Here is a 19,562-nt window from a genome sequence, read left to right as displayed (position 1 = left end):
TCACAGCCCCCACCCAGTGATCGGCGTCGAGGACCTTACCCCAACAGATGACTGGACAACCGGAACAAGCGTTCTAGTGTCGGATTGTCAAAGGGGAGATCACCCAAATGCGAGATTTGCACAGGCCGGGCCGGTCACAGGTTCTGGCAACTGAGGGCATGTGTGCGACGTCACATCCACTGGCGGCGCAAGCAGCGCTGGACATTCTCAAATCCGGCGGGAATGCGATGGATGCAGCCATTGCCGGGGCCGTATTGCTTGGCATATGCGAACCTCAGATGACCGGCATCGGCGGGGATTGCTTTGTCCTTTACAATCGCGCCGGAGAAAACACGGTTCGCGCGCTGAACGGATCCGGACGTGCACCGGCTGCGGCCCGGGCGGACGTTCTGCGTGACCAAGGGGTACAGAGCATACCACTGGGCAGCCCGGATGCGGTTACCGTGCCTTGCGCCATTGATGCATTTTGTCATTTGTCCGAACGCGAAGGACGTCTGGGGTTGGATGCCGTGCTGCAACCCGCCATTCACTATGCCGAAACGGGGGTTCCCGTTGCGCCGCGCGTGGCGTTTGACTGGGCGACCGGCGCTGCAACACTGAAGGGGGCGGCACGGGATTTCTATCTGATGGGCGGACAGGCCCCTGAAATCGGGCAAATCTTTCGCGCTCCAAAACAGGCCGAGGTTCTGCGCCGAATTGCCAAAAGTGGTCGGGATGCGTTTTACACCGGCGAAATTGCCGACGACATGGTGGCCACGCTGAACGCGCTTGGTGGTGTTCACAGCGCCGAGGATTTTGCCTCTAACACATGCACTGAAACCGAACCTTTGAGCGGCGATTACAAAACCGTCGAACTGGTCGAACATCCACCCAACGGTCAGGGTGCCACGGCCATTTTGCTGCTGAACATACTAAAACATTTCGATCTGGCCGCCATGGATCCGCTGGGGGCCGAGCGCGTGCATATCGAGGCCGAGGCATCAAAACTGGCCTACGATGCGCGCAACAGGTTCATTGCCGATCCCGACCACACCTCGCGAATCGAGCGGTTTCTGGCACCGGAAACCGCAGCGGAACTGGCCGCTCTGATTGATCCTAACAGTGCAATGCCTGCCGCAGCACCACTGACCGAAGCGGTGCACAAGGACACCGTCTATATCACTGTGGTGGATCGGGACCGGATGGCCGTATCTCTGATTTATTCGATCTTTCACAGTTTCGGGTCAGGCATCGCCTCGGAAAAGTTCGGGATATTGCTTCAGAACCGCGGCGCGGGCTTTACGCTGGAGCCGGGTCATCCGAACGAACTGGCGGGTGGGAAAAGACCAATGCACACGATCATTCCCGGGATGCTGCGCGAAGGCGGCAAGGTCACCATGCCGTTCGGTGTCATGGGCGGCGCCTTTCAGCCGACCGGGCATGCGCGATTTGTGTCGAATCTGCTGGATGCTGGGATGGATTTGCAGTCTTCCATAGATGCGCCCCGCGCGTTTGCCGATGCAGGAATTTTAAAAGTCGAAAAAGGCTATTCCAAACAGGTTCTGAGCCAATTATCCGATATAGGCCACACTGTTGAGCAACCGGAAACACCCCTGGGGGGAGCGCAGGCGATCCGGATCACAGAGGATGGCGTATTGGAAGGCGGCAGCGATCCCAGAAAGGACGGCTGTGCGTTGGGGTATTAAAGGCGGGATCGCTAAGGATGTCCGCAGATCCAAATTCAGTTCAGGTTAAAATGCAACGGGTATGCGCCGTCCCGAAATGGGCCGAACATGTCTGGAATATCAGGGTGATCCACCGGTTCACCCGTCCTGTCCTCCACAAGATTTTGTTCGGAAACGTAAGCCACGTAATAGGACTGGTCGTTTTCGGCCAGCAGGTGATAGAACGGCTGCTCCTTGACCGGGCGGCTGTCCTCGGGAATGGCCTGATACCATTCTTCGGTATTGGAGAATTGCGGATCCACGTCAAAGACCACCCCTCGGAAAGGGTGTTTCCTGTGACGAACCACCTGACCCAGATGGTACTTTGCTTGCGTCTTCAACATTGTGTGTGCCCCCACACCATTAATACCTGCAACCAGCCCCCCATGTCCAATATTTGATCAGAAATCCAGGGAAACAGACTGTGAACCTTATCCTGACAGTGTTCGAAATCGTGACGCCTGTATTTCTGCTGGCCGGGATTGGGTTTACCTGGGTGAAGCTTGGTTTCGAGTATCGGATTCAGTTCGTCACGCGTTTTGCCATGACCCTTGCGGTGCCCAGTCTCATCTTTGTGGCGCTGATGCAAACGGATATCCCGGGCGGTGACCTGTCCAGGTTCACACTGGCAACAATTGGCGCAAATCTGGCGCTGACTGTGGTGTTCTGGCTGTTCGTGCGGCTGACCGGACTTGAACAGCGCACCTATCTGTCCCCGCTTGTGTTCGGAAATACCGGGAATCTGGGCTTGCCGTTGTGCATTTTCGCGTTTGGGCAGGCCGGGTTGGGTTATGCGGTGATCTTTCTGTCCGTTACGGCGCTGTGGTCCTTTACCTACGGCATCTATCTGGTGGCCGGGCGCGGTTCGTTTGGGAAAGTGATACGCGAGCCCATGGTCTGGGCCACATTGCTGGGGGCACTGTTTCTGTGGCGGGATTGGGAAACGCCGCTGTTTCTGACCAATACACTGGAATTGCTGGGCCAGATGGCAGTGCCGATGATGCTGATCACGCTGGGCGTGGCCGTCGCGCGCCTGACGACCCGCAAACTGGGCCAGGCTGTGTGGCTGTCGCTGATCAAGGTCGGCATCTGCTTTGCGCTGGGCTGGGCCGTAGCGGATCTGTTCTCTTTGGGAACTATAGCGTTCGGCGTGCTGGTGCTGCAGATGTGCACCCCTGTCGCAGTAACGTCCTATCTGCTGGCCGAACGGTTCGGCGCGGATTCGGATGCGGTGGCAGGCATGGTCATGGTGTCGACGATTATGGCTATTGCGACACTCCCCGCTATTCTTGCTATGGTTTTGTAAGGATTATGATTTTCTATCTGCGTAAATTGCGCTAAACTGCCAAAAAAAACAGGCACGAGACAAATGAGCAGATTTATCTATGCACTCCTTGGGGTGTTGCTTGTGGCATCCTGTGGCGGCGGGTCAAAGACTCCGCCCAGCAACCTCAATGATGCCTGCAGCATCGCCCGCGAGCGGCCCGATTACATGAAAGCGTTCAGAAGCACCGAGCGCAAATGGGGCGTTCCGGTTCATGTTCAGATGGCCACGATCTATCAGGAAAGCCGGTATCGCCATAATGCCCGCACACCGCACAAATATGTGCTGGGTGTCATCCCGATGGGCCGTCAAAGCAGCGCCTATGGATTCAGTCAGGCGCTGGATGGCACGTGGGAACAGTATCAGCGTGAAACCGGCAAACGCCGCGCCAAGCGGGACCGTATCCGGGATGCGTCGGATTTTGTCGGTTGGTACATGAACAAAAGCCATAAGCGAAACGGCATCCATCCCAGCGACACGCGCAACCAGTATCTGGCCTATCACGAGGGCCACACCGGCTTTGCGCGCGGCAGCTATAACAGCAAGTCCTGGCTGTTGCGGGTCGCAAACGATGTCGACAGCCGCGCCCAACTGTATCAGGCGCAACTGGCAAGCTGCAGGTATTAAGACTGTCAGGGTGTCTCAGCGACTGTCCGAGACACCCGGTTCGCCATCCACAAAGAGGTTCTGGTTCAGGCTGTTGCCCTTGGTCAGCGGCCCCAGCAGCACTGTGGTCTGGGACCCAGCGCTGTCATGTACCACCCATTTGCGCAGTTCCACTGGATCGCCGGTGAACATCAGTTCAATCTTGCCATATTCCGGGTTTTTAGGATCCTGCGCGGTCACAACCGTTGCGGTGCCATCAAAGTCGTGTCCGACCACCATATTGGCCTGACCCAGATCCACCGAACGCGCCAGAACGATGGATAGCGGCGTCCGGCTGAGCGGGTATTGTTCAGGCGGCTGGTTGGATTTGGGATCATGGATGATCACCGTTCCACCCTTGGCCACCACCACGGCCTGTTGCGGCGGGTCGTATTCGAACCGCATCCGTCCGGGACGTTGCAGCCACAGTTTTCCCGTGCTGAGCGATCCGTCGTCATTGACCTGCGTGAACGAGGTCTGAACCGTCGACAGGCTGTTCAGGTACGCGGAAATTTCCGAAAGCGGCAGCTTGTCGGCCGCCCATGCGGCGGGCGCTGCCAGAGAAAGGACAAGGGCAAAGGCAATCTGTTTCATGAGAAACCAGATAGGCACTCTGCCCCCGTTTGAAAATGCCTTACTGTTCGGGCACCAGAATTTCGCGCTTGCCGACGTGGTTGGCCGGCGAAACTACGCCTTCGTCTTCCATCTGTTCGACCAGACGCGCTGCCTTGTTATAGCCGATGGCAAGCTTGCGCTGGATGTACGAGGTGGAACACTTGCGGTCCTTGATCACGATGGCCACCGCCTGATCGTAAAGCGCGTCTTCGCCATTGGTGTTGCCGCCGGTATTCAGGCCCAGAACGGCATCGATATTGTCAGCCTTTTCTTCGGCTGGCCCATCGACCACCCCACCCACATAATCTGGCGGGCCGTATTGTTTCAGATGGTTGACGACTTCTTCAACCTCTTCATCCGAGACAAACGGGCCGTGACAACGGGTGATTTTGGCGCCACCCGCCATATAGAGCATGTCACCCTGCCCCAGCAGTTGCTCGGCTCCCATCTCGCCCAGAATGGTGCGGCTGTCGACCTTGGACGTGACCTGGAACGAAATCCGTGTGGGGAAGTTCGCCTTGATCGTGCCGGTGATCACGTCAACCGACGGGCGCTGCGTGGCCATGATCAGGTGAATGCCCGAAGCACGCGCCATCTGCGCCAGACGCTGGATGCAGGCCTCAATCTCTTTGCCCGCGACCATCATCAGGTCCGCCATCTCGTCGACGATAACGACGATATAGGGCATGGCCTTGGGCTCGAACTCATCCGTCTCGAACACCGGTTCTCCGGTTTCATCGTCAAAGCCGGTCTGAACCGTGCGGCTGAACATCTCGCCCTTGGACAGCGCGTCTTTCACCCGGCCGTTGTAACCGGCGATGTTGCGGACGCCCATCTTGGACATCTTGCGATAGCGGTCCTCCATCTCGCCCACGACCCATTTCAGGGCGACGACCGCCTTTTTCGGATCGGTCACAACAGGCGAGAGCAGATGCGGGATGCCGTCATAAACGGAAAGTTCCAGCATCTTGGGGTCGATCATGATCAGGCGGCATTCGTCCGGTGTCAGCTTATAAAGCAGGGACAGGATCATGGTGTTGATCGCCACCGACTTACCCGAACCGGTGGTACCAGCGATCAGAAGGTGGGGCATCTTGGCCAGGTTCGCCACGACCGAGTCGCCGCCGATATCCTTGCCCAGCGCCAACGGCAGCGACTGGTTGCCGTCGCCAAAGTCACGGCTGGCCAGAATCTCGCGCAGCACGACCATTTCACGGTTTTCGTTCGGCAGCTCGATACCGATGACCGAGCGGCCCGGCAGCGTGGAAACCCGTGCCGACAAAGCGGACATCGACCGCGCGATATCATCGGCCAGACCGATCACGCGGCTGGCTTTCAGGCCCGGAGCCGGTTCCAGTTCGTACATGGTGACAACCGGACCGGGGCGCACACTGACAATCTCGCCCTTGACGCCGTAGTCATCCAGCACGTTTTCCAACATACGCGCGTTTTCTTCCAGCGCCTCATCGCTGAGGTGGTGGCGTTGGATGCCTGCCGGGTTGGACAACAGGCCGAGAGGAGGCAGTTCGAAATCGGAATGCTGTTCTTCGAACGACAGTGCCGGCTGCGCCTCTGCCTGCGCGCGTCGCGACGGCAGCACATTCCGGCGAATTGGCTGAGCCACGACAGGTTTGCGCGGTTCGGCGACCGGGATTTTCATAGCCGGTTTTGCTTGCGGCGCAGGCTGTGGTGCGTCTTCGAACACCTCTTCTTCGTCGTAGTCGGCTTCCGGCTGATAAGACTGGGCGTATTCCGGCTGTTCGTCATAGTCAGGCATCGCGGACTCGTACCGGTCCTGCATGGGTTCAGCTGTCAGTACAGGTTCAGGCGGCAATCCGGCAGATGTCAGCGGTGGTTCCGGCGGCAGTTCGTCCGCCCGCGCGGCGTTCAGAATCAGCGGATCCGGCCCCCTGCCCCGCCCCTTGGTCAGCGGACGGTTGGGATCGGGTTCGGGCGCCATCTCGCCCGCGGCCACCTTGCGATTGCGCACAGCCGCCGAAATCTTTGAACGAATACGATCCTCGCCCGGCATTTCGTCATAGCCATGCACGGGTTCGGGATCGACCAGTTCCGGCTCGGGCATCGGTTCCGGGCGGCGGATCAGGGCGGGCATGCGGGCCAGCAGGCCGGTTTTGGGTGCGGGCTCCGGCGTCTCGATCATCGGCTCTTCGAAAACGGGTTCATCGGCATAGGCCAGTTCGTCATCGAATACGGCCTCGGCGGCCTCTGGTCGCATCGCCCTGCGTTCGGCCCATTGCGCGCGACGGTCGCGTGCGGCCTGTGCGGTGGCAGATGCCCCGCGCCCCAGCAGGTTCATCAGCATGTCATAGGACATCACCAGCCCCAGCAGGAAGGCACGGAATCCACGCTGCACGTCGGTTTTGGTGAACCCCAGCACAAACACACCCAGCGCCAGCATGCCCAGAGCCATGGCCAGAGACATCAGTTTGACCATGAAATGCGAGGAAATCGGCAACAGCGTCAGCAGCGCACCCATCACCGTGTCGCCAAACAGACCGCCCAGACCAAAGCTGTGCGTTGCCCGCCACGCGTCACCGGGAACAAGCGTTGCCGCATAGACCGAGACAACGGCGATCCAGATCGGCGCAAAAATCAGGCGGGCAATGGCGCGTTCTTCGCCAAAATGCCCGGCAAAACGTACGCCCCAGCCAATGAGGACCAGCGCGATACCCCAGCTGCCCCAACCCACGATCATGAACAGCGGCGCCGCGATCGAAGCGCCGATCCGGCCCATCCAGTTCTGCACCGGTGCATCGGTCGAAACCATCCAGTTCGGATCGTCTGGCGTGTAGGACCAGATCATCGCCGCAGCAGCAAGACCAAGCAGGATCAGACCGATACCGATTAGTTCCTTGCTACGCCGTTCGATGGCCGCCTGTGTGCTGCTGTCCAGCAAAGGATCGCGGTTGCGCGCGTTCAATGATGCCATTTTGCCCTCGTACCTCACGAATAGATGCAGTCGCGGAGCGTGATCAGCCCGCGCTTCATCTCTGTTTTTGGGGCCACCATGGCGACCCTGATAAATTGTTCGCCCGGGTTTTGCCCCGGATCACCCTGAGAAAGATATGCGCCCGGCAGGACACGGACACCGGTTTCCTGCCAAAGCTTCAACGCGGTTTCCTCGCCGTTATCCACCGGCAGCCACAGGAAAAACCCGGCCTCGGGCGGCATATAGCCCTGAACGCCTGCAAACACCTCATCCGCGATGGTGTATTTTTCCTGATAAAGCGCGCGGTTTTCGGCGACATGTTCTTCGTCAGCCCAGACCCGGGCCGCGGCAGCTTGCAACGGCGCAGGTAGCGGAGCGCCGGAATAGGCCCGAAGCTGTTTGACCCGCCTGATCGTCTCGGGGCCACCGGCAATCAGGCCCGAGCGCAGACCGGCAAGGTTCGACCGTTTCGAAAGCGAATTGAACAGGGTAATCCGTTCGGGATCCGCACCCAATTCCTGCGCGACGGTCAGAACACCTGTGGGGGCCTGGTCGCGGTAAATCTCGGAATAGCACTCATCCGCGAAGATGCGGAAATCGTATTTTTCTGCCAGCCGGATCAGGTCGGCCCAGTATTCACGCGTCGCAACCGCGCCCTGCGGGTTCGCGGGCGAGCAGATATAGGCCACTGCGGTGCGGTTCAGCACATCCTCGGGCAAGTTGGCATAATCGGGCAGGTGCCCCGTTGCGGCAGTGGCCGACACGAAATGCGGCTGCGCCCCGACCGAGATCGAAGCGACCATGTAGACCTGATAAAACGGGTTCGGGCAGAGGATAATCGGCTGCTGGCCGTTTTTCTGTTCAGGGCACAGCGCCATTGCGGCGTTATACAAGCCCTCACGCGTACCGTTCAGAGCCATGACATTGGTTTCGGGGTCCAGCGCGACACCGTATCTGCGCCTGATCCAGTCTGTGATCGCGCCACGTAGATCAGCTGAGCCTTCGTTCGGCGGATATCCCTGAAAATCAGCGGCATTTTCCATGATGACATCCGTCACCCAGCCCGGAAAATCGTGCATGGGTGTCCCAATCGTCATATGCACGACCTCGCCGCCCGGCTGATGGTGATCCAGCAGGGCGCGCAGACGCGGAAATGCATAAGCCGGTAGGTTCGAAAACCGCTCGGGGAAAGTCATAACTACTGCCTCAATACCGGGGTCATTTTCGCCCCGTTTTTTGGCAGATTACAGCCAGCGCCGACTTTCGTCCAGACAAAGAGGTTCCGAATCAGGGGATTGTGGCATTCAGGCCAGTGCTTTTTCTGCAGCCGCCCCGACACGCAACAAGGCCTCTTCGGACCCCGGATAACCCAGCATCATCAGCCCACATCCTGGTGTCGAAGTTGGCAATGTCAGCGCCGCCAGCCCCATCAGGTTGCCGATACGCGTATTGCGCAGCGCCAGCAGATTCTCGGTCACATAGTAGTCGTGATCTGTCATCAGCCGGTCCAGATTCGGTGGCATGATAGGTGCGGTTGGGGCCAGTACCGCGTCAAACCCCGCAGTGGCGGCATCCCACGCGCCACGGCACGCCTGGAGCTTGGACCAAGAGGCCACATAATCAGGGCCGGAAACGTCTTTGCCTGCGCGGAAACGCTCGAGTATCTCGGGATACATCGCGTCGGGGTTGGCCTCGATCACATCACCCCACAATCCGTAGGCTTCGGTCGTGTAAAGCGTGCCTGAAAGCCCCATGGCCTCGTTCAGTTCAGGCACTTCCAGCGGTACGATTTCAGCACCGGCTTCCCGCAAGCGCTGCAAGGCTTCGTCATAGGCCTTACCCGGTGCATCGCGCAGGTCGTCCTTGGCCACGTTCTGCAAATCGGCGAACCGGCGACCTTTCAGCGTTGCACCACGCAGATCAGCGGGGGCGCCGCCCTCCAGCAGTGCCAGCATCTGGGCTGCGTCCTCGACCGATCGGGCCAGTGGACCAACCGTGTCAAACCGCAGGCAGAGGGGTACGACCCCTTCAAGACTTATGCGTCCGGCGGTGGTTTTCAGGCCGACCAGATCGTTCCAAGCCGACGGAATGCGCACTGACCCGCCGGTGTCGGACCCGATGCCGCAGGCCGCCAGCCCCCAAGCCACCGATGCCGCCGCACCCGAGGATGAGCCGCCGGGAACCGCCGCTTCGTCATTGATACAGGGCGGGGTGTTGGTGATGGGGTTCAGGCCCAGCCCGGAAAAGGCCAGTTCGCTCATGTGGGTCTTGCCCAGACAGACGGTGCCCATTTCAGTCGCGTTGCGAACCACCACGGCATCCGCTTCGGGCACGCGGTCCTTCAGCAGGGCCGAACCGGATTCGGTCGCGATACCGGCGGTATCGAACAGGTCTTTCCAGCTGATCGGAACGCCGTCCAGCAGAGAACGGCGCAGGCCCAGCTCGGCCCGCTTTTGTGCGGCACGGGCTTCGGCGCGAGCGCGGTCGTGGGTGACGCGGGCATAAATGCGGTCGCGATGCGGATGCGCGTCAATCGCCGCAAGATAGGTTTCCGTCAGTTCGACCGGATCGATCTGGCCCATACCGATGCCGCGGCCCAGATCGCATGCTGTCATCGTCAACCAGTCCTGCATCACACCCTCCCCCGATTTTGCAGTTTCGGAGACGGTAGCGACAGGACCGCACATGGACAATCCCGAAAGGGCGCGCATATTGCACCCCATGGAAAAGGCATCGGATATTCTGATTGTAGGCGGCGGCCTGAACGGCCCTGCTCTGGCGCTGGCACTGGCCCGGACGGGGCATTCCGTTACGGTGATCGACGCACTCGCCGAACAGGTGCGCAAGGACGCGGCCTTTGACGGGCGCGCCTATGCATTGGCGCTGGCCTCGCAGAGGTTGCTGAAGGCCACAGGCGTCTGGGATGCGGTGGCCGAGAACGCGCAGCCGATGCTCGAGATCAAGGTGACGGACGGCCATGCAGGGGCTGGCCCGTCTCCGTTTTTCATGCATTTCGATCATGCCGAAATCGAAGAAGGGCCGATGGGCTACATGGTCGAGGACCGCCACCTGCGCCGCGCGTTTCTGGAGGCCATGGCCAGCGAACCCGGGATTACGCAGCTCAGCGGCAGGACCGTAGTCGCGCAAGAGGTCGATGTTTCAGGTGTGGTCGTGACGCTGGATGACGGAACCGAATTGCGTGGACAGGTTCTGGTGGGTTGCGATGGCCGCCGCAGCGGCACGGCAACGCGTGCCGGGATCAAGCGGTCCGGCTGGGAGTACGGGCAGACTGCGCTGGTTTGTGCCATTGCGCACGAATTGCCCCATCATGGCATCGCGCATCAGTTCTTTATGCCGCCCGGACCGCTGGCCATCCTACCGCTAACCGGCAATCGCAGCTCCATCGTCTGGAGTGAGCGCACCGAAATGGCGCAGCGTATCAACGCCATGCCCGAGGCAGATTACATGCAGGTTCTGCGGCCGCGTTTTGGCGATTTTCTGGGCGAAATCAATCTTGAAGGCGACCGGTTCACCTATCCGCTGAACCTGACCATCGCCAATTCCTTTGTGTCTGACAGACTGGCTCTGGTCGGGGACGCCGCCCACGGTATGCACCCGATCGCGGGGCAAGGCCTGAACGCAGGTCTGCGGGATGTGGGCGCGCTGGCCGAAGTGCTGACACTGGCAGGCCGGCGCGGTGAGGATATCGGATCAAGCCTGGTGCTTGAGCGGTATCAAGAATGGCGTCGGTTCGACACGGCCTCGCTGGCGATGGCGACGGATGTATTCAACCGGCTGTTTTCCAACGACAATCCGATATTGCGACTTGGCCGGGATATCGGCATGGGTATCGTGGGATCCCTTCCCGGACTGCGGCGCGGCTTTGTGCGCGAGGCGGCGGGCCTGACGGGCGATCTGCCGAAGCTGCTGCAAGGTCGCGAAATTTAGTCCAGTTTCCGCGCCTCATCCACCAGCATGACCGGAATACCATTGCGGATCGGAAAGGCCAGACCGGCGGCTTTCGAGACCAGTTCCTGCTTTTCAGCGTCATAATGGAGGGTCGAATGGGTCTGCGGGCAAATCAGCGCCTCAAGCATGTGACGGTCGAAGGCGGGATTGGGTTCGCTCATTGCAGGGTTTCCTCGTTTGAGCCGCCGCGCAGGGAGAACTCGATCAGGGTGACCAGCGTCTCGCGCCGGGTTCTCAGGCAGGGTGCCTCAAGCAGTGCCTGTTTGTCTTCGGGGTCGAACTCCAGCAGCATGGACAGAGAGTTGACCAGCAATTCGTCATCCGCATCTTTCAGCGTGTCCCAGTCCGTCGAAAGCTGACGGGACGAGAAAAACCGCTCGAGCAGGTGCAAAAAGCGCATCCGGTCAAGGCTATCATCCTCCTCTGCCTTGCCCAGATCGCGATCAAACCCGTCCCAGGACACTGAACAGCGCCGATATGGCGTGAAACTGTCCAGTTCCGAGCGGATGCGGAACCGTGAAATACCGGTCAGCGTGATCAGATATCGGCCGTCTTCGGTTTCAGAAAACTGCGTAACACGTCCCGCACAACCGATCTGATGCAGCTTGTCGTCGCTGCTTTGACAGGGATTGGGCTGAACCATACCGATCAGACGCTCCTGTGTTTTCAGGGCGTCATCCAGCATCTGCAGATATCGCGGTTCGAATATATGCAGCGGCAGGCGTGAACGGGGCAGCAAAAGCGCCCCCGGCAAAGGAAACACGGACACCGTGTCCGGCAAATCAGCGGGATGCATCATATACCCGAGTGTAGCCCCGATCCGGAATTAGGCAAATATCATCGAACTGAGCTTGCGCCGACCGTTCAGAACAATCGGGTCATTGGGCTTGAGCGCGTCAAAGATCGTGAACAGCTGTGTCTTGGCCGCACCATCGTTCCATTCGCGGTCGCGACGGAACAGTTCCAGCAGCTGTGCCACCGCATCCTCGATATTGCCGTTGGCGTGCAGCGCCTGCGCCAGATCGAAACGGGCCTGATGGTTGTCAGGGTCGGCCTCGACCGCTGCCGAAAGCTCGGCTACCGGGCCAGCATCAGCGGCCTGTTTGGCCAGTTCCAACTGCGCATGAGCCGCCTCAACCTCGGCTGATGTCGAAATTTCCGTCGGTGCACCGTTCAGAATCGCTTCGGCCTGATCCAGATCGCCTAGCGCGATATGAGCCCGTACCAGACCGCCATAAGCGGCCGCATGGTTCGGGTCTTCGCCCAGAATGGCCGCAAAGGTCTGGGCCGCGTCCACGGCGGCACCCTCGGACAGCATTTCCTCGGCTGCCTGAACGGCATCGTCCAGTTGACCACCCGGGCTTTCGCCGCCTGCGGCCTCGATCACTCGATCCACGAACGCCTTGATTTCGGAACCGGGCAGTGCGCCCTGAAATCCGTCTACTGGCTGACCCTTGTGGAATGCATAGACGGTCGGAATCGACTGTACCCGCATTTGCGAGGCGATCATCTGTGCCTCGTCGACATTGATCTTGACCATCTTCACCGCGCCTTTGGCGGCGATAACGGCCTCTTCCAACAATGGACCCAGCGTTTTGCACGGACCACACCACGGTGCCCAGAAATCCACGATCACCGGAGTGTCCTGCGATGCCTCGACCACATCGGCCATGAAGGTGGCCTCGGATGAGTCCTTGATCAGGTCGGCGGCGTCGGGGCTGGCTGCACCGTTCAGAAGGTCCATGGCATATATTCTCCGGTTCGAACTAGCGCCCTATATGCAACTGCTTGATCAGGAAACCAAGAGCAGAGTTTGGGCTGGCGATTTGATCAAAGATCGAAGGTTGCAAAAACGGGGGCGTGGTCACTGGGCTTTTCCCAACCGCGTGCGTCCCGCATGATCCGGCTGGAATGGCCCGCGTTCGAGATGTCGGGCGTGGCCCAGACATGATCCAGCCGCCGCCCCTTGTCCGCCGCGTCCCAATCGCGCGCGCGATAGGACCACCAGCTGTAAAGCTGCCCTTCAGGAATGTCCTGCCGCGTGATGTCGACCCAACCGCCCGCATCCTGTGTCTCGCCCAGATGTTCAACCTCGATCGGGGTGTGCGACACGATCTTGAGCAACTGCTTGTGCGACCAGACGTCATCTTCGCGTGGGGCGATGTTCAGATCGCCAACCAGAATGGATTTTTTGGGCTTTTCAGCATGAAACCAGTCGCGCATGTCGGTGAGGTAGTCGAGTTTCTGGCCGAACTTCTCATTCACTTCACGATCCGGCACATCCCCGCCTGCCGGGACGTAGAAGTTCTGGATGGTCACGCCGTTTTCCAGCCGACCTGCAACGTGGCGGGCGTGGCCGAGGCCCGCGAAATCCTTGTCACCCACATCCTCGATGGGCAGTCGAGACAGGATAGCGACGCCATTGTAGCCCTTTTGCCCCCGCGCGATCATGTGGGTATAGCCCAGCGCCGCAAATGCTTCGGTCGGGATTTTTTCGACCGGGGATTTGCATTCCTGCAGACACAGGACATCCGGCGCCTCTTCCTGCAACAGTTTCAATACGATGGGCTCACGCAAACGGACCGAATTGATGTTCCAGGTGGCAAGGGTAAAGGGCATGGCGGATTTCCTTTGTCGCGGTTGGCGCAACCTAGCGCGGGCAGAGACAGCGTGCCACGAGAAAAAGACGACCCAGACAGTTTGGCTTAATCCGCATTCGGTAAAGCGATTTTCCAGATTGAGCGGGTCGAAAGGGAACCGAACAATCTGGGGGACACTTTTGCCCGCCTCCGTTTTTTTACAGAGATCGCCAATCTCTTGTGACTTCCTGCCAACGGGCTTGTCCGCTGAGTTCCCGACCCCAAGTGTGCCGGGAACAGAAAGAGGTCACCCCATGAATGATGACAAACCTCTGCCAGCGGCTTACTACGATCAGGAAAACATCTGGACCCCGGTTCCAACGGTCGTTGACAATCTGGTATGCGATATCTTCGCCTCGGGCGTGGCCGACCTTTTACAGGTGTTGGACGACAGCAAGCCCAAGTTGTCTCGGGACGTTTATGCCCGGCTGTTTGCATCGCTTCGGGATATGTCCCGTTTGCTGGGAGAGTACGAAGATCGCTGGAATGGCACCTGACAGACGTCGACAGCGCGGTCTGGCAAAAAAAGGCCGGGCCAATGGCCCGGCAGTCCAACAGGGAGGTGCATGTCATTGCCCGGACATGCACGGGTTGGGAGTAACCTAAATATACCTACAGAGTATCACTTTGATCCAAGTCAATCCACATCCAGTTACGACACCAGCCTATATCCACCCGATTCTGTGACCAAAAGGCGCGCATTCGAGGGGTCGGGCTCGATTTTCTGCCGCAAACGGTAGATGTGGGTTTCCAGCGTGTGGGTCGTGACACCGGCGTTGTAGCCCCACACCTCATGCAGCAGCACATCGCGGGCGACCACACCATCGGTTGATCGGTACAGGAACTTGAGGATGTTGGTTTCCTTTTCGGTCAGGCGAATCTTGCGGTCATCTTCGGTGATCAGCATCTTCATCGCCGGCTTGAACGTGTACGGACCAAGCGCAAAGACAGCATCTTCGGATTGTTCGTGCTGACGCAGCTGGGCGCGAATGCGGGCCAGCAGGACCGGAAACTTGAAGGGTTTGCTGACATAATCATTTGCACCCGCATCCAGACCCAGAATCGTATCGGCGTCGGTGTCATGGCCGGTCAGCATCAGGATCGGGCTTTTTACCCCCTGCTTGCGCATCAGGCGACACAGTTCGCGCCCGTCGGTATCGGGCAGGCCCACATCCAGGATGACCAGGTCATATATCGCCTCGCGAGCACGCTCCATCGCGCTTTGACCATCCGACGCTTCGAACACGTCGAAATCCTCGGTCATCACAAGTTGCTCGCTTAGCGCTTCGCGCAGATCCTCGTCGTCGTCCACCAACAGGATTTTCTTGAGTTGAGCCATGTCCCGGTCCTCCAAAGCTTTTTCCTCACTTGAGCGCGCTACACGCATTCGGCAAGTTTTACTGCAATGCTCTCACGCCCTCGTGTCCGATGCGGAGGAAATGTTTCACATTTGCATCGCAAAGGATTAGGAAAGTCGCCGAACGTTACAGGATAACATACATGAGTCTTTTCCCGGATATCACCGAACTGCTGGCCCGCGCGCGGGCTGATCTGCGCATGGGCGTACCGGTCGTGCTGACCGATGACAGCGGTTCCGGGGTTTTGGCGCTGTCCGCCGAAACCCTGAGCGCGCAGCGACTCGCTGATCTGCGCGCGGTTGGTGATGAACTGGTGGTGGCAATCACCGGGCGCCGGGCGGAAACGCTGAAAGCCCGCGCCTATGACGGCGATCTGGCCCGGGTGATGGTTCCGGCGGATGCGGACATGGCGTGGGTTCAGGCAGTTGCCGACCCGTCAGACGATCTGAACGCGCCCATGAAGGGCCCGTTGATGACCGAGCGCAATGGCAGTGCCAGCCTGCACCGCATGGCGATCCGGGTGGCCAAATCGGCCCGTTTGCTGCCAGCCGCACTGGTGCTGGCCGTGAAAGACGCTCCGACATTTGCTGCCCAACACGGGCTGACATGCATCAGTCATTCTCAGGCCGCGCCACATCTGGCCGACCGCAGCCCGCTGCACCCGGTCGTCGCCGCGCGCCTGCCGATGGAGGTGTCAGAAGCCGGGCGGCTGCATGTGTTCCGACCCGAAGATGGCGGGGAAGAACACTATGCCGTCGAAATCGGTCGTCCGGATCGTGACAAGCCGGTTCTGGCGCGTCTGCACTCGGCCTGCTTTACGGGCGACCTGATGGGCAGCCTGAAATGCGATTGCGGCCCGCAATTACGGGGAGCATTAGCACAGATGGGGACAGAAGGTGCTGGGGTGCTGTTGTACCTCAATCAGGAAGGACGCGGCATCGGGCTGGCCAACAAGATGCGGGCCTATTTCCTGCAAGATCAGGGATTTGACACGGTCGAAGCCAACCATCGCCTTGGCTTTGAAGATGACGAAAGAGATTTCCGGCTGGGGTCGGACATTCTGAAATCGCTCGGTTTCAAGTCGGTGCGGTTGCTGACGAACAACCCCGCCAAGATCGCGATGATGGAACGTACCGGCATTGCCGTAACCGAACGTGTACCCCTGAAGGTTGGAGAAACCGCACATAATCAAGGGTATTTGGCGACCAAAGCCGCCAAGTCGGGCCATTTGTTGTGACGCCAGAGGATCTGGTTCTGACACCCCTCGGAGTGCGGTTTCGGGGCCGGGTTTTCCCCTGCTCAATCGGCAAGGGCGGATTGAGCAACGACAAGCGCGAGGGGGATGGGGCGACTCCAACCGGTACGCACCGAATCGTGGGGATGCTGTATCGACCTGATCGGATCGCCCCGCCCGCATCCTGGGCATGCCCTGTCGGCCCCTCAGATCTGTGGTCGGATGACATGGCGGATGATGGCTATAACCATCTGGTTCGTGCGCCCTATGCCTTCAGCCACGAAAAGTTACGTCGGGCGGATCCACTGTATGATCTGGTGCTGATTACCGACTGGAACTGGCCAAACGCCGTGCCCGGACGGGGGTCGGCGATTTTTGTGCATCAGTGGCGGCGGCCCGGCTATCCAACCGAAGGGTGTGTAGCGTTTCGCCGCGATCATCTGCACTGGATCGCCGCGCGGATCGGTCAGGGGACGAGATTGATCATTCCTGCGGCCTGACCCGCTCGCCAAAAATGGCCGATCCGACGCGCACATGGGTTGCGCCAAGCGCAATGGCTGATTCAAAATCACCGCTCATTCCCATGGACAGGCCGTCCAAACCGTTGCGCGCGGCGATCTTTCCCAGCAGAGCGAAATGAAGTGATGGCTCTTCTTCCACCGGAGGAATGCACATCAGGCCGCGAATAGGCAAATCCATCCCGCGACATTCTGCGACGAAGGCGTCTGCATCTGCGGGCGTGACACCGGCCTTCTGCTCTTCTTCACCGGTATTGACCTGAATGAAAAGTTCCGGACAGTTGCCGATCTCTTGCGCCAGACGCGCAAGGGTTTTTGCCAATTTCGGGCGATCCAGCGAGTGAATGGCATTGCACAGTTCCATCGCCTGTCGCGCCTTGTTGGTCTGCAAGGGACCGATGAGGTGCAAATCGATGCCATCAAAGCGCTCCATGAAGGCTGGCCATTTTCCAACCGCCTCCTGCACGCGGTTTTCGCCGAAACAACGGTGCCCCTGTTCCAGAACCGCCTCGACCCGTTCATTGGGTTGAACTTTGGACACCGCTATCAGTTTAACCGATCCGGTGGGGCGGTTAGCCGCTTTTTCAGCGGCGGCTATGCGGGCGGTGATGTCTTGCAGCGGCATCTGGTTCCTCGGCTTGCATTGTCAGCGCAGGAAAACACCAACCGGACGAAAAAGAAAAGGGCAGGTCCGAAGACCTGCCCCAATTTGATACCGTCAAGCGGTGTACAGCTTAGAAGCTGAAGTACACACCAGCCTGGAAGGTGTCGTTGTCGTTCGACGCGCGGCGGTAGCCGGTTTCGAACGATGCGCCGCCACCCAGGTCGTACGAGTAGTGGATACCGTACGAGGTGCCTTCGGTGCCGATGCCGGTTGCGTCGGTGTTGTCGGTACGACCAGCTGCAACGTCGGTTGCCGAAACTGCGTCTTCGTCGGTGACGAACAGCAGCAGGTTCGAAGCTGCGCCGATGTCAACGTTGCCGTACAGGCCCCATTTGCCGATGCCGTCGTTGTCGGCATAAGCAACGCGTGCACCCCAGTTGCCCGAGTCATAAGCAACTGCCAGTACGCCTTTGTCTTCCCAAAGGTTGCCGCTGTCCTGGTAAGCACCCGAGAAGGTGAAGCCTTCCCAGGAGTAGGTCAGCATGATGGCTGCGCGGTCTTCGCCAGGAATGACGGTGCCACCGGGGGTCAGGATGTCGTTGTCGGTCGAGTACGAAATGTGACCAACAAAGCCGCCTGCCGAGTACAGTGCTTCAACGCCGTTGGCGCCAACACCTGCCGACGAGTATGCGTCCCAGTTGAACGATTCGTCGCTGACGTTAGCAACAACCGATACGAAGCCAGCGCCGTCGATGCCGATACCGGCGGTGCGGGTTTCGAGGTACAGACCGGGCATGTTTTCAACAGCACCGATGATGTTGCCAACGTTCAGGCGGAAGCCTTCGTATACAACGCCAAAGCGTGCGCCGTTGAAGGTTGCGCCACCCGGGTTGTTGTCACGGCTTTCAGCCTGTGCACGGAAACGAGCGTCAAACGCAACACCCGAGTCGGTTTCTGCCGACATGTCGAACTGCAGACGCAGACGGCTGGTGATGTTGGTTTCGCTGATGCCGTTGAAGTTCGGATCAGTAACGTCGCTGGAGTTGCCGTCGTTGTAATCCAGACCGAAGCGGCCGTAACCGCTGAGGCGAACGTCTGCGGCTGCGACGCTTGCGGTCGCGATCAGCGCAGTCGTTGCGAAGAGAACTTTTTTCATTTTGCTTCCCTCGGTTTCTATTCACATGCCCAAACCGGATCATCCGGCGTGGGTATGGACAGGGGTTTCGCTTTTTCACCCCTGATTTGGCAAGCGTCAGACGCAGCTGTGGCGCAAAGTCGTGCAGGATGGTGCAGCTTTGCCACACTGGCAAGTCACCGCCGATCATCGATCCCGGTCTTTTGAAACATCCTTTGCAGGATACGGACTTGCCCATATCAGCACGCTTTTGTAGGACTTCTGCACGCACAGCACGGCGGGAGCCACGAATGAACATTCAAAAGACCCTAATCGTCACATTGTTCCTGACCATGGGACTTGGCCTTACCGCCTGCGGCAATCGCGGCGCCGGAATCAGTGTTGCGGACGCTCCACCAACTAATGACGGTATTGTCTCAAACAACCGCGAATCTGCCGCGCAAGACTATGAGAAGTCATCGATTTGGGATGTATTCGGCCCGGACAGGTCCGAACAAACCGGCAATGTGAACCGTTACCTTTGGGCGGCCTCGCTGGATGTTCTCAGCTTTTTGCCCGTACAAGAGGTCGATCCGTTTACCGGTGTGATCGTAACAGGTTACGGCAGACCGCCGGGTGGCGGACGGTCTTATCGAGCCACCGTTCATATAAGGGACCCCGCCCTAGAGGCGCGGTCACTGAACGTTTCGCTGCAAACCAGCGGTGGTGCGCCCGTGAGTGCAGCAACTGCCCGCGCAGTCGAGGATGCGATTCTGTCCCGCGCACGCCAGCTGCGCGTTCAGGACGACAAACTCTAGCAACCCGCGCCAATTCGAATTATCACCACGCCGGGCCACTGCCCGGCGTTTTCATTCACGAAGGACCGTAA

Annotated in this window: 20 protein-coding genes; 8 read left to right on the top strand and 12 right to left on the bottom strand. The window is 59.2% G+C overall.

Translation table 11 applies throughout. The features are described 5' to 3' along the window. The first annotated feature begins 107 nt into the window (after positions 1–107). Positions 108–1,685 (top strand): gamma-glutamyltransferase, encoded by a 1,578-nt coding sequence (ggt, locus tag ACR0NA_RS15525; protein ID WP_480730348.1) that lies wholly within the window; start codon positions 108–110, stop codon positions 1,683–1,685. 35 nt (positions 1,686–1,720) lie between these two features. On the opposite strand, the gene hspQ is transcribed toward ggt, so the two are convergent. Then, the gene (hspQ, locus tag ACR0NA_RS15520; protein ID WP_170655988.1) at positions 1,721–2,047 is read right to left on the bottom strand and encodes a heat shock protein HspQ; all 327 of its coding nucleotides are present in this window, start codon (positions 2,045–2,047) and stop codon (positions 1,721–1,723) included. A gap of 80 nt (positions 2,048–2,127) precedes the next feature. On the opposite strand from hspQ, the gene ACR0NA_RS15515 reads away from it, so the two are divergent. Together ACR0NA_RS15515 and ACR0NA_RS15510 are read left to right on the top strand one after the other, a co-directional pair. After that, positions 2,128–3,009 (top strand): AEC family transporter, encoded by an 882-nt coding sequence (locus ACR0NA_RS15515; RefSeq protein ID WP_480730344.1) that lies wholly within the window; start codon positions 2,128–2,130, stop codon positions 3,007–3,009. A gap of 63 nt (positions 3,010–3,072) precedes the next feature. Continuing rightward, positions 3,073–3,654 (top strand): transglycosylase SLT domain-containing protein, encoded by a 582-nt coding sequence (locus tag ACR0NA_RS15510; RefSeq protein WP_170655992.1) that lies wholly within the window; start codon positions 3,073–3,075, stop codon positions 3,652–3,654. A 15-nt stretch (positions 3,655–3,669) separates the two neighbouring features. On the opposite strand, the gene ACR0NA_RS15505 is transcribed toward ACR0NA_RS15510, so the two are convergent. The 4 genes from ACR0NA_RS15505 to ACR0NA_RS15490 form a co-directional block, all read right to left on the bottom strand. Next, entirely contained in the window at positions 3,670–4,266 is a 597-nt protein-coding gene (locus tag ACR0NA_RS15505; RefSeq protein WP_480730339.1) for a LolA family protein, read from the bottom strand. A gap of 40 nt (positions 4,267–4,306) precedes the next feature. Further along, positions 4,307–7,237: a DNA translocase FtsK gene (locus tag ACR0NA_RS15500; protein WP_480730336.1), complete on the bottom strand. Its 2,931-nt coding sequence runs from the start codon at positions 7,235–7,237 to the stop codon at positions 4,307–4,309. 14 nt (positions 7,238–7,251) lie between these two features. After that, positions 7,252–8,433 carry an aminotransferase class I/II-fold pyridoxal phosphate-dependent enzyme gene (locus tag ACR0NA_RS15495; protein WP_480730334.1) on the bottom strand — a complete coding sequence of 394 codons (1,182 nt, stop codon included), beginning with the start codon at positions 8,431–8,433 and terminating at the stop codon, positions 7,252–7,254. Positions 8,434–8,541: 108 nt separating this feature from the next. Further along, positions 8,542–9,870 (bottom strand): amidase, encoded by a 1,329-nt coding sequence (locus ACR0NA_RS15490; protein ID WP_480730331.1) that lies wholly within the window; start codon positions 9,868–9,870, stop codon positions 8,542–8,544. Between the two features lie 88 nt (positions 9,871–9,958). On the opposite strand from ACR0NA_RS15490, the gene ACR0NA_RS15485 reads away from it, so the two are divergent. Beyond that, positions 9,959–11,185, top strand: a complete 1,227-nt coding sequence (locus ACR0NA_RS15485) for an FAD-dependent monooxygenase (RefSeq protein WP_480730329.1) — start codon at positions 9,959–9,961, stop codon at positions 11,183–11,185. Here ACR0NA_RS15485 and ACR0NA_RS15480 read toward each other — a convergent pair. The 4 genes from ACR0NA_RS15480 to ACR0NA_RS15465 form a co-directional block, all read right to left on the bottom strand. Continuing rightward, positions 11,182–11,367 carry a Trm112 family protein gene (locus tag ACR0NA_RS15480; RefSeq protein WP_480730326.1) on the bottom strand — a complete coding sequence of 62 codons (186 nt, stop codon included), beginning with the start codon at positions 11,365–11,367 and terminating at the stop codon, positions 11,182–11,184. The genes ACR0NA_RS15485 and ACR0NA_RS15480 overlap by 4 nt on opposite strands. Then, entirely contained in the window at positions 11,364–12,005 is a 642-nt protein-coding gene (locus ACR0NA_RS15475; protein ID WP_480730324.1) for an LON peptidase substrate-binding domain-containing protein, read from the bottom strand. The genes ACR0NA_RS15480 and ACR0NA_RS15475 overlap by 4 nt, the downstream gene beginning before the upstream one ends. Before the next feature lie 27 nt (positions 12,006–12,032). Then, a complete protein-coding gene (trxA, locus tag ACR0NA_RS15470; RefSeq protein ID WP_480730322.1) occupies positions 12,033–12,950 on the bottom strand; it encodes a thioredoxin in 918 nt (305 codons plus the stop codon). Between the two features lie 86 nt (positions 12,951–13,036). After that, on the bottom strand, positions 13,037–13,825 hold the full coding sequence (locus tag ACR0NA_RS15465; RefSeq protein WP_480730319.1) for an exodeoxyribonuclease III: 789 nt from the start codon (positions 13,823–13,825) through the stop codon (positions 13,037–13,039). A gap of 274 nt (positions 13,826–14,099) precedes the next feature. Here ACR0NA_RS15465 and ACR0NA_RS15460 point away from each other — a divergent pair, with 274 nt between their 5' ends. Then, positions 14,100–14,342 (top strand): hypothetical protein, encoded by a 243-nt coding sequence (locus tag ACR0NA_RS15460; protein WP_480730315.1) that lies wholly within the window; start codon positions 14,100–14,102, stop codon positions 14,340–14,342. A gap of 155 nt (positions 14,343–14,497) precedes the next feature. On the opposite strand, the gene ACR0NA_RS15455 is transcribed toward ACR0NA_RS15460, so the two are convergent. Beyond that, positions 14,498–15,184 (bottom strand): response regulator transcription factor, encoded by a 687-nt coding sequence (locus tag ACR0NA_RS15455; RefSeq protein ID WP_170656011.1) that lies wholly within the window; start codon positions 15,182–15,184, stop codon positions 14,498–14,500. 161 nt (positions 15,185–15,345) lie between these two features. Between ACR0NA_RS15455 and ribA the strand changes: the two genes are divergently transcribed. Both ribA and ACR0NA_RS15445 read left to right on the top strand, forming a co-directional pair. Then, positions 15,346–16,440, top strand: coding sequence for a GTP cyclohydrolase II (ribA, locus tag ACR0NA_RS15450; RefSeq protein ID WP_480730312.1), 1,095 nt, complete (start codon positions 15,346–15,348; stop codon positions 16,438–16,440). After that, positions 16,437–16,937: a L,D-transpeptidase family protein gene (locus tag ACR0NA_RS15445; protein WP_480730309.1), complete on the top strand. Its 501-nt coding sequence runs from the start codon at positions 16,437–16,439 to the stop codon at positions 16,935–16,937. The genes ribA and ACR0NA_RS15445 overlap by 4 nt, the downstream gene beginning before the upstream one ends. On the opposite strand, the gene ACR0NA_RS15440 is transcribed toward ACR0NA_RS15445, so the two are convergent. Both ACR0NA_RS15440 and ACR0NA_RS15435 read right to left on the bottom strand, forming a co-directional pair. Then, entirely contained in the window at positions 16,921–17,580 is a 660-nt protein-coding gene (locus ACR0NA_RS15440; RefSeq protein ID WP_480730307.1) for a YggS family pyridoxal phosphate-dependent enzyme, read from the bottom strand. The genes ACR0NA_RS15445 and ACR0NA_RS15440 overlap by 17 nt on opposite strands. 109 nt (positions 17,581–17,689) lie before the next feature. Beyond that, positions 17,690–18,715 (bottom strand): porin, encoded by a 1,026-nt coding sequence (locus ACR0NA_RS15435; RefSeq protein ID WP_480730305.1) that lies wholly within the window; start codon positions 18,713–18,715, stop codon positions 17,690–17,692. A gap of 269 nt (positions 18,716–18,984) precedes the next feature. On the opposite strand from ACR0NA_RS15435, the gene ACR0NA_RS15430 reads away from it, so the two are divergent. Beyond that, a complete protein-coding gene (locus ACR0NA_RS15430) occupies positions 18,985–19,491 on the top strand; it encodes a DUF3576 domain-containing protein (RefSeq protein ID WP_170656019.1) in 507 nt (168 codons plus the stop codon). Positions 19,492–19,562 lie beyond the last annotated feature (71 nt).

The sequence above is a fragment of the Ruegeria sp. C11 genome, from assembly GCF_056537725.1.
This window is presented reverse-complemented; position numbering and strand designations above follow the sequence as displayed.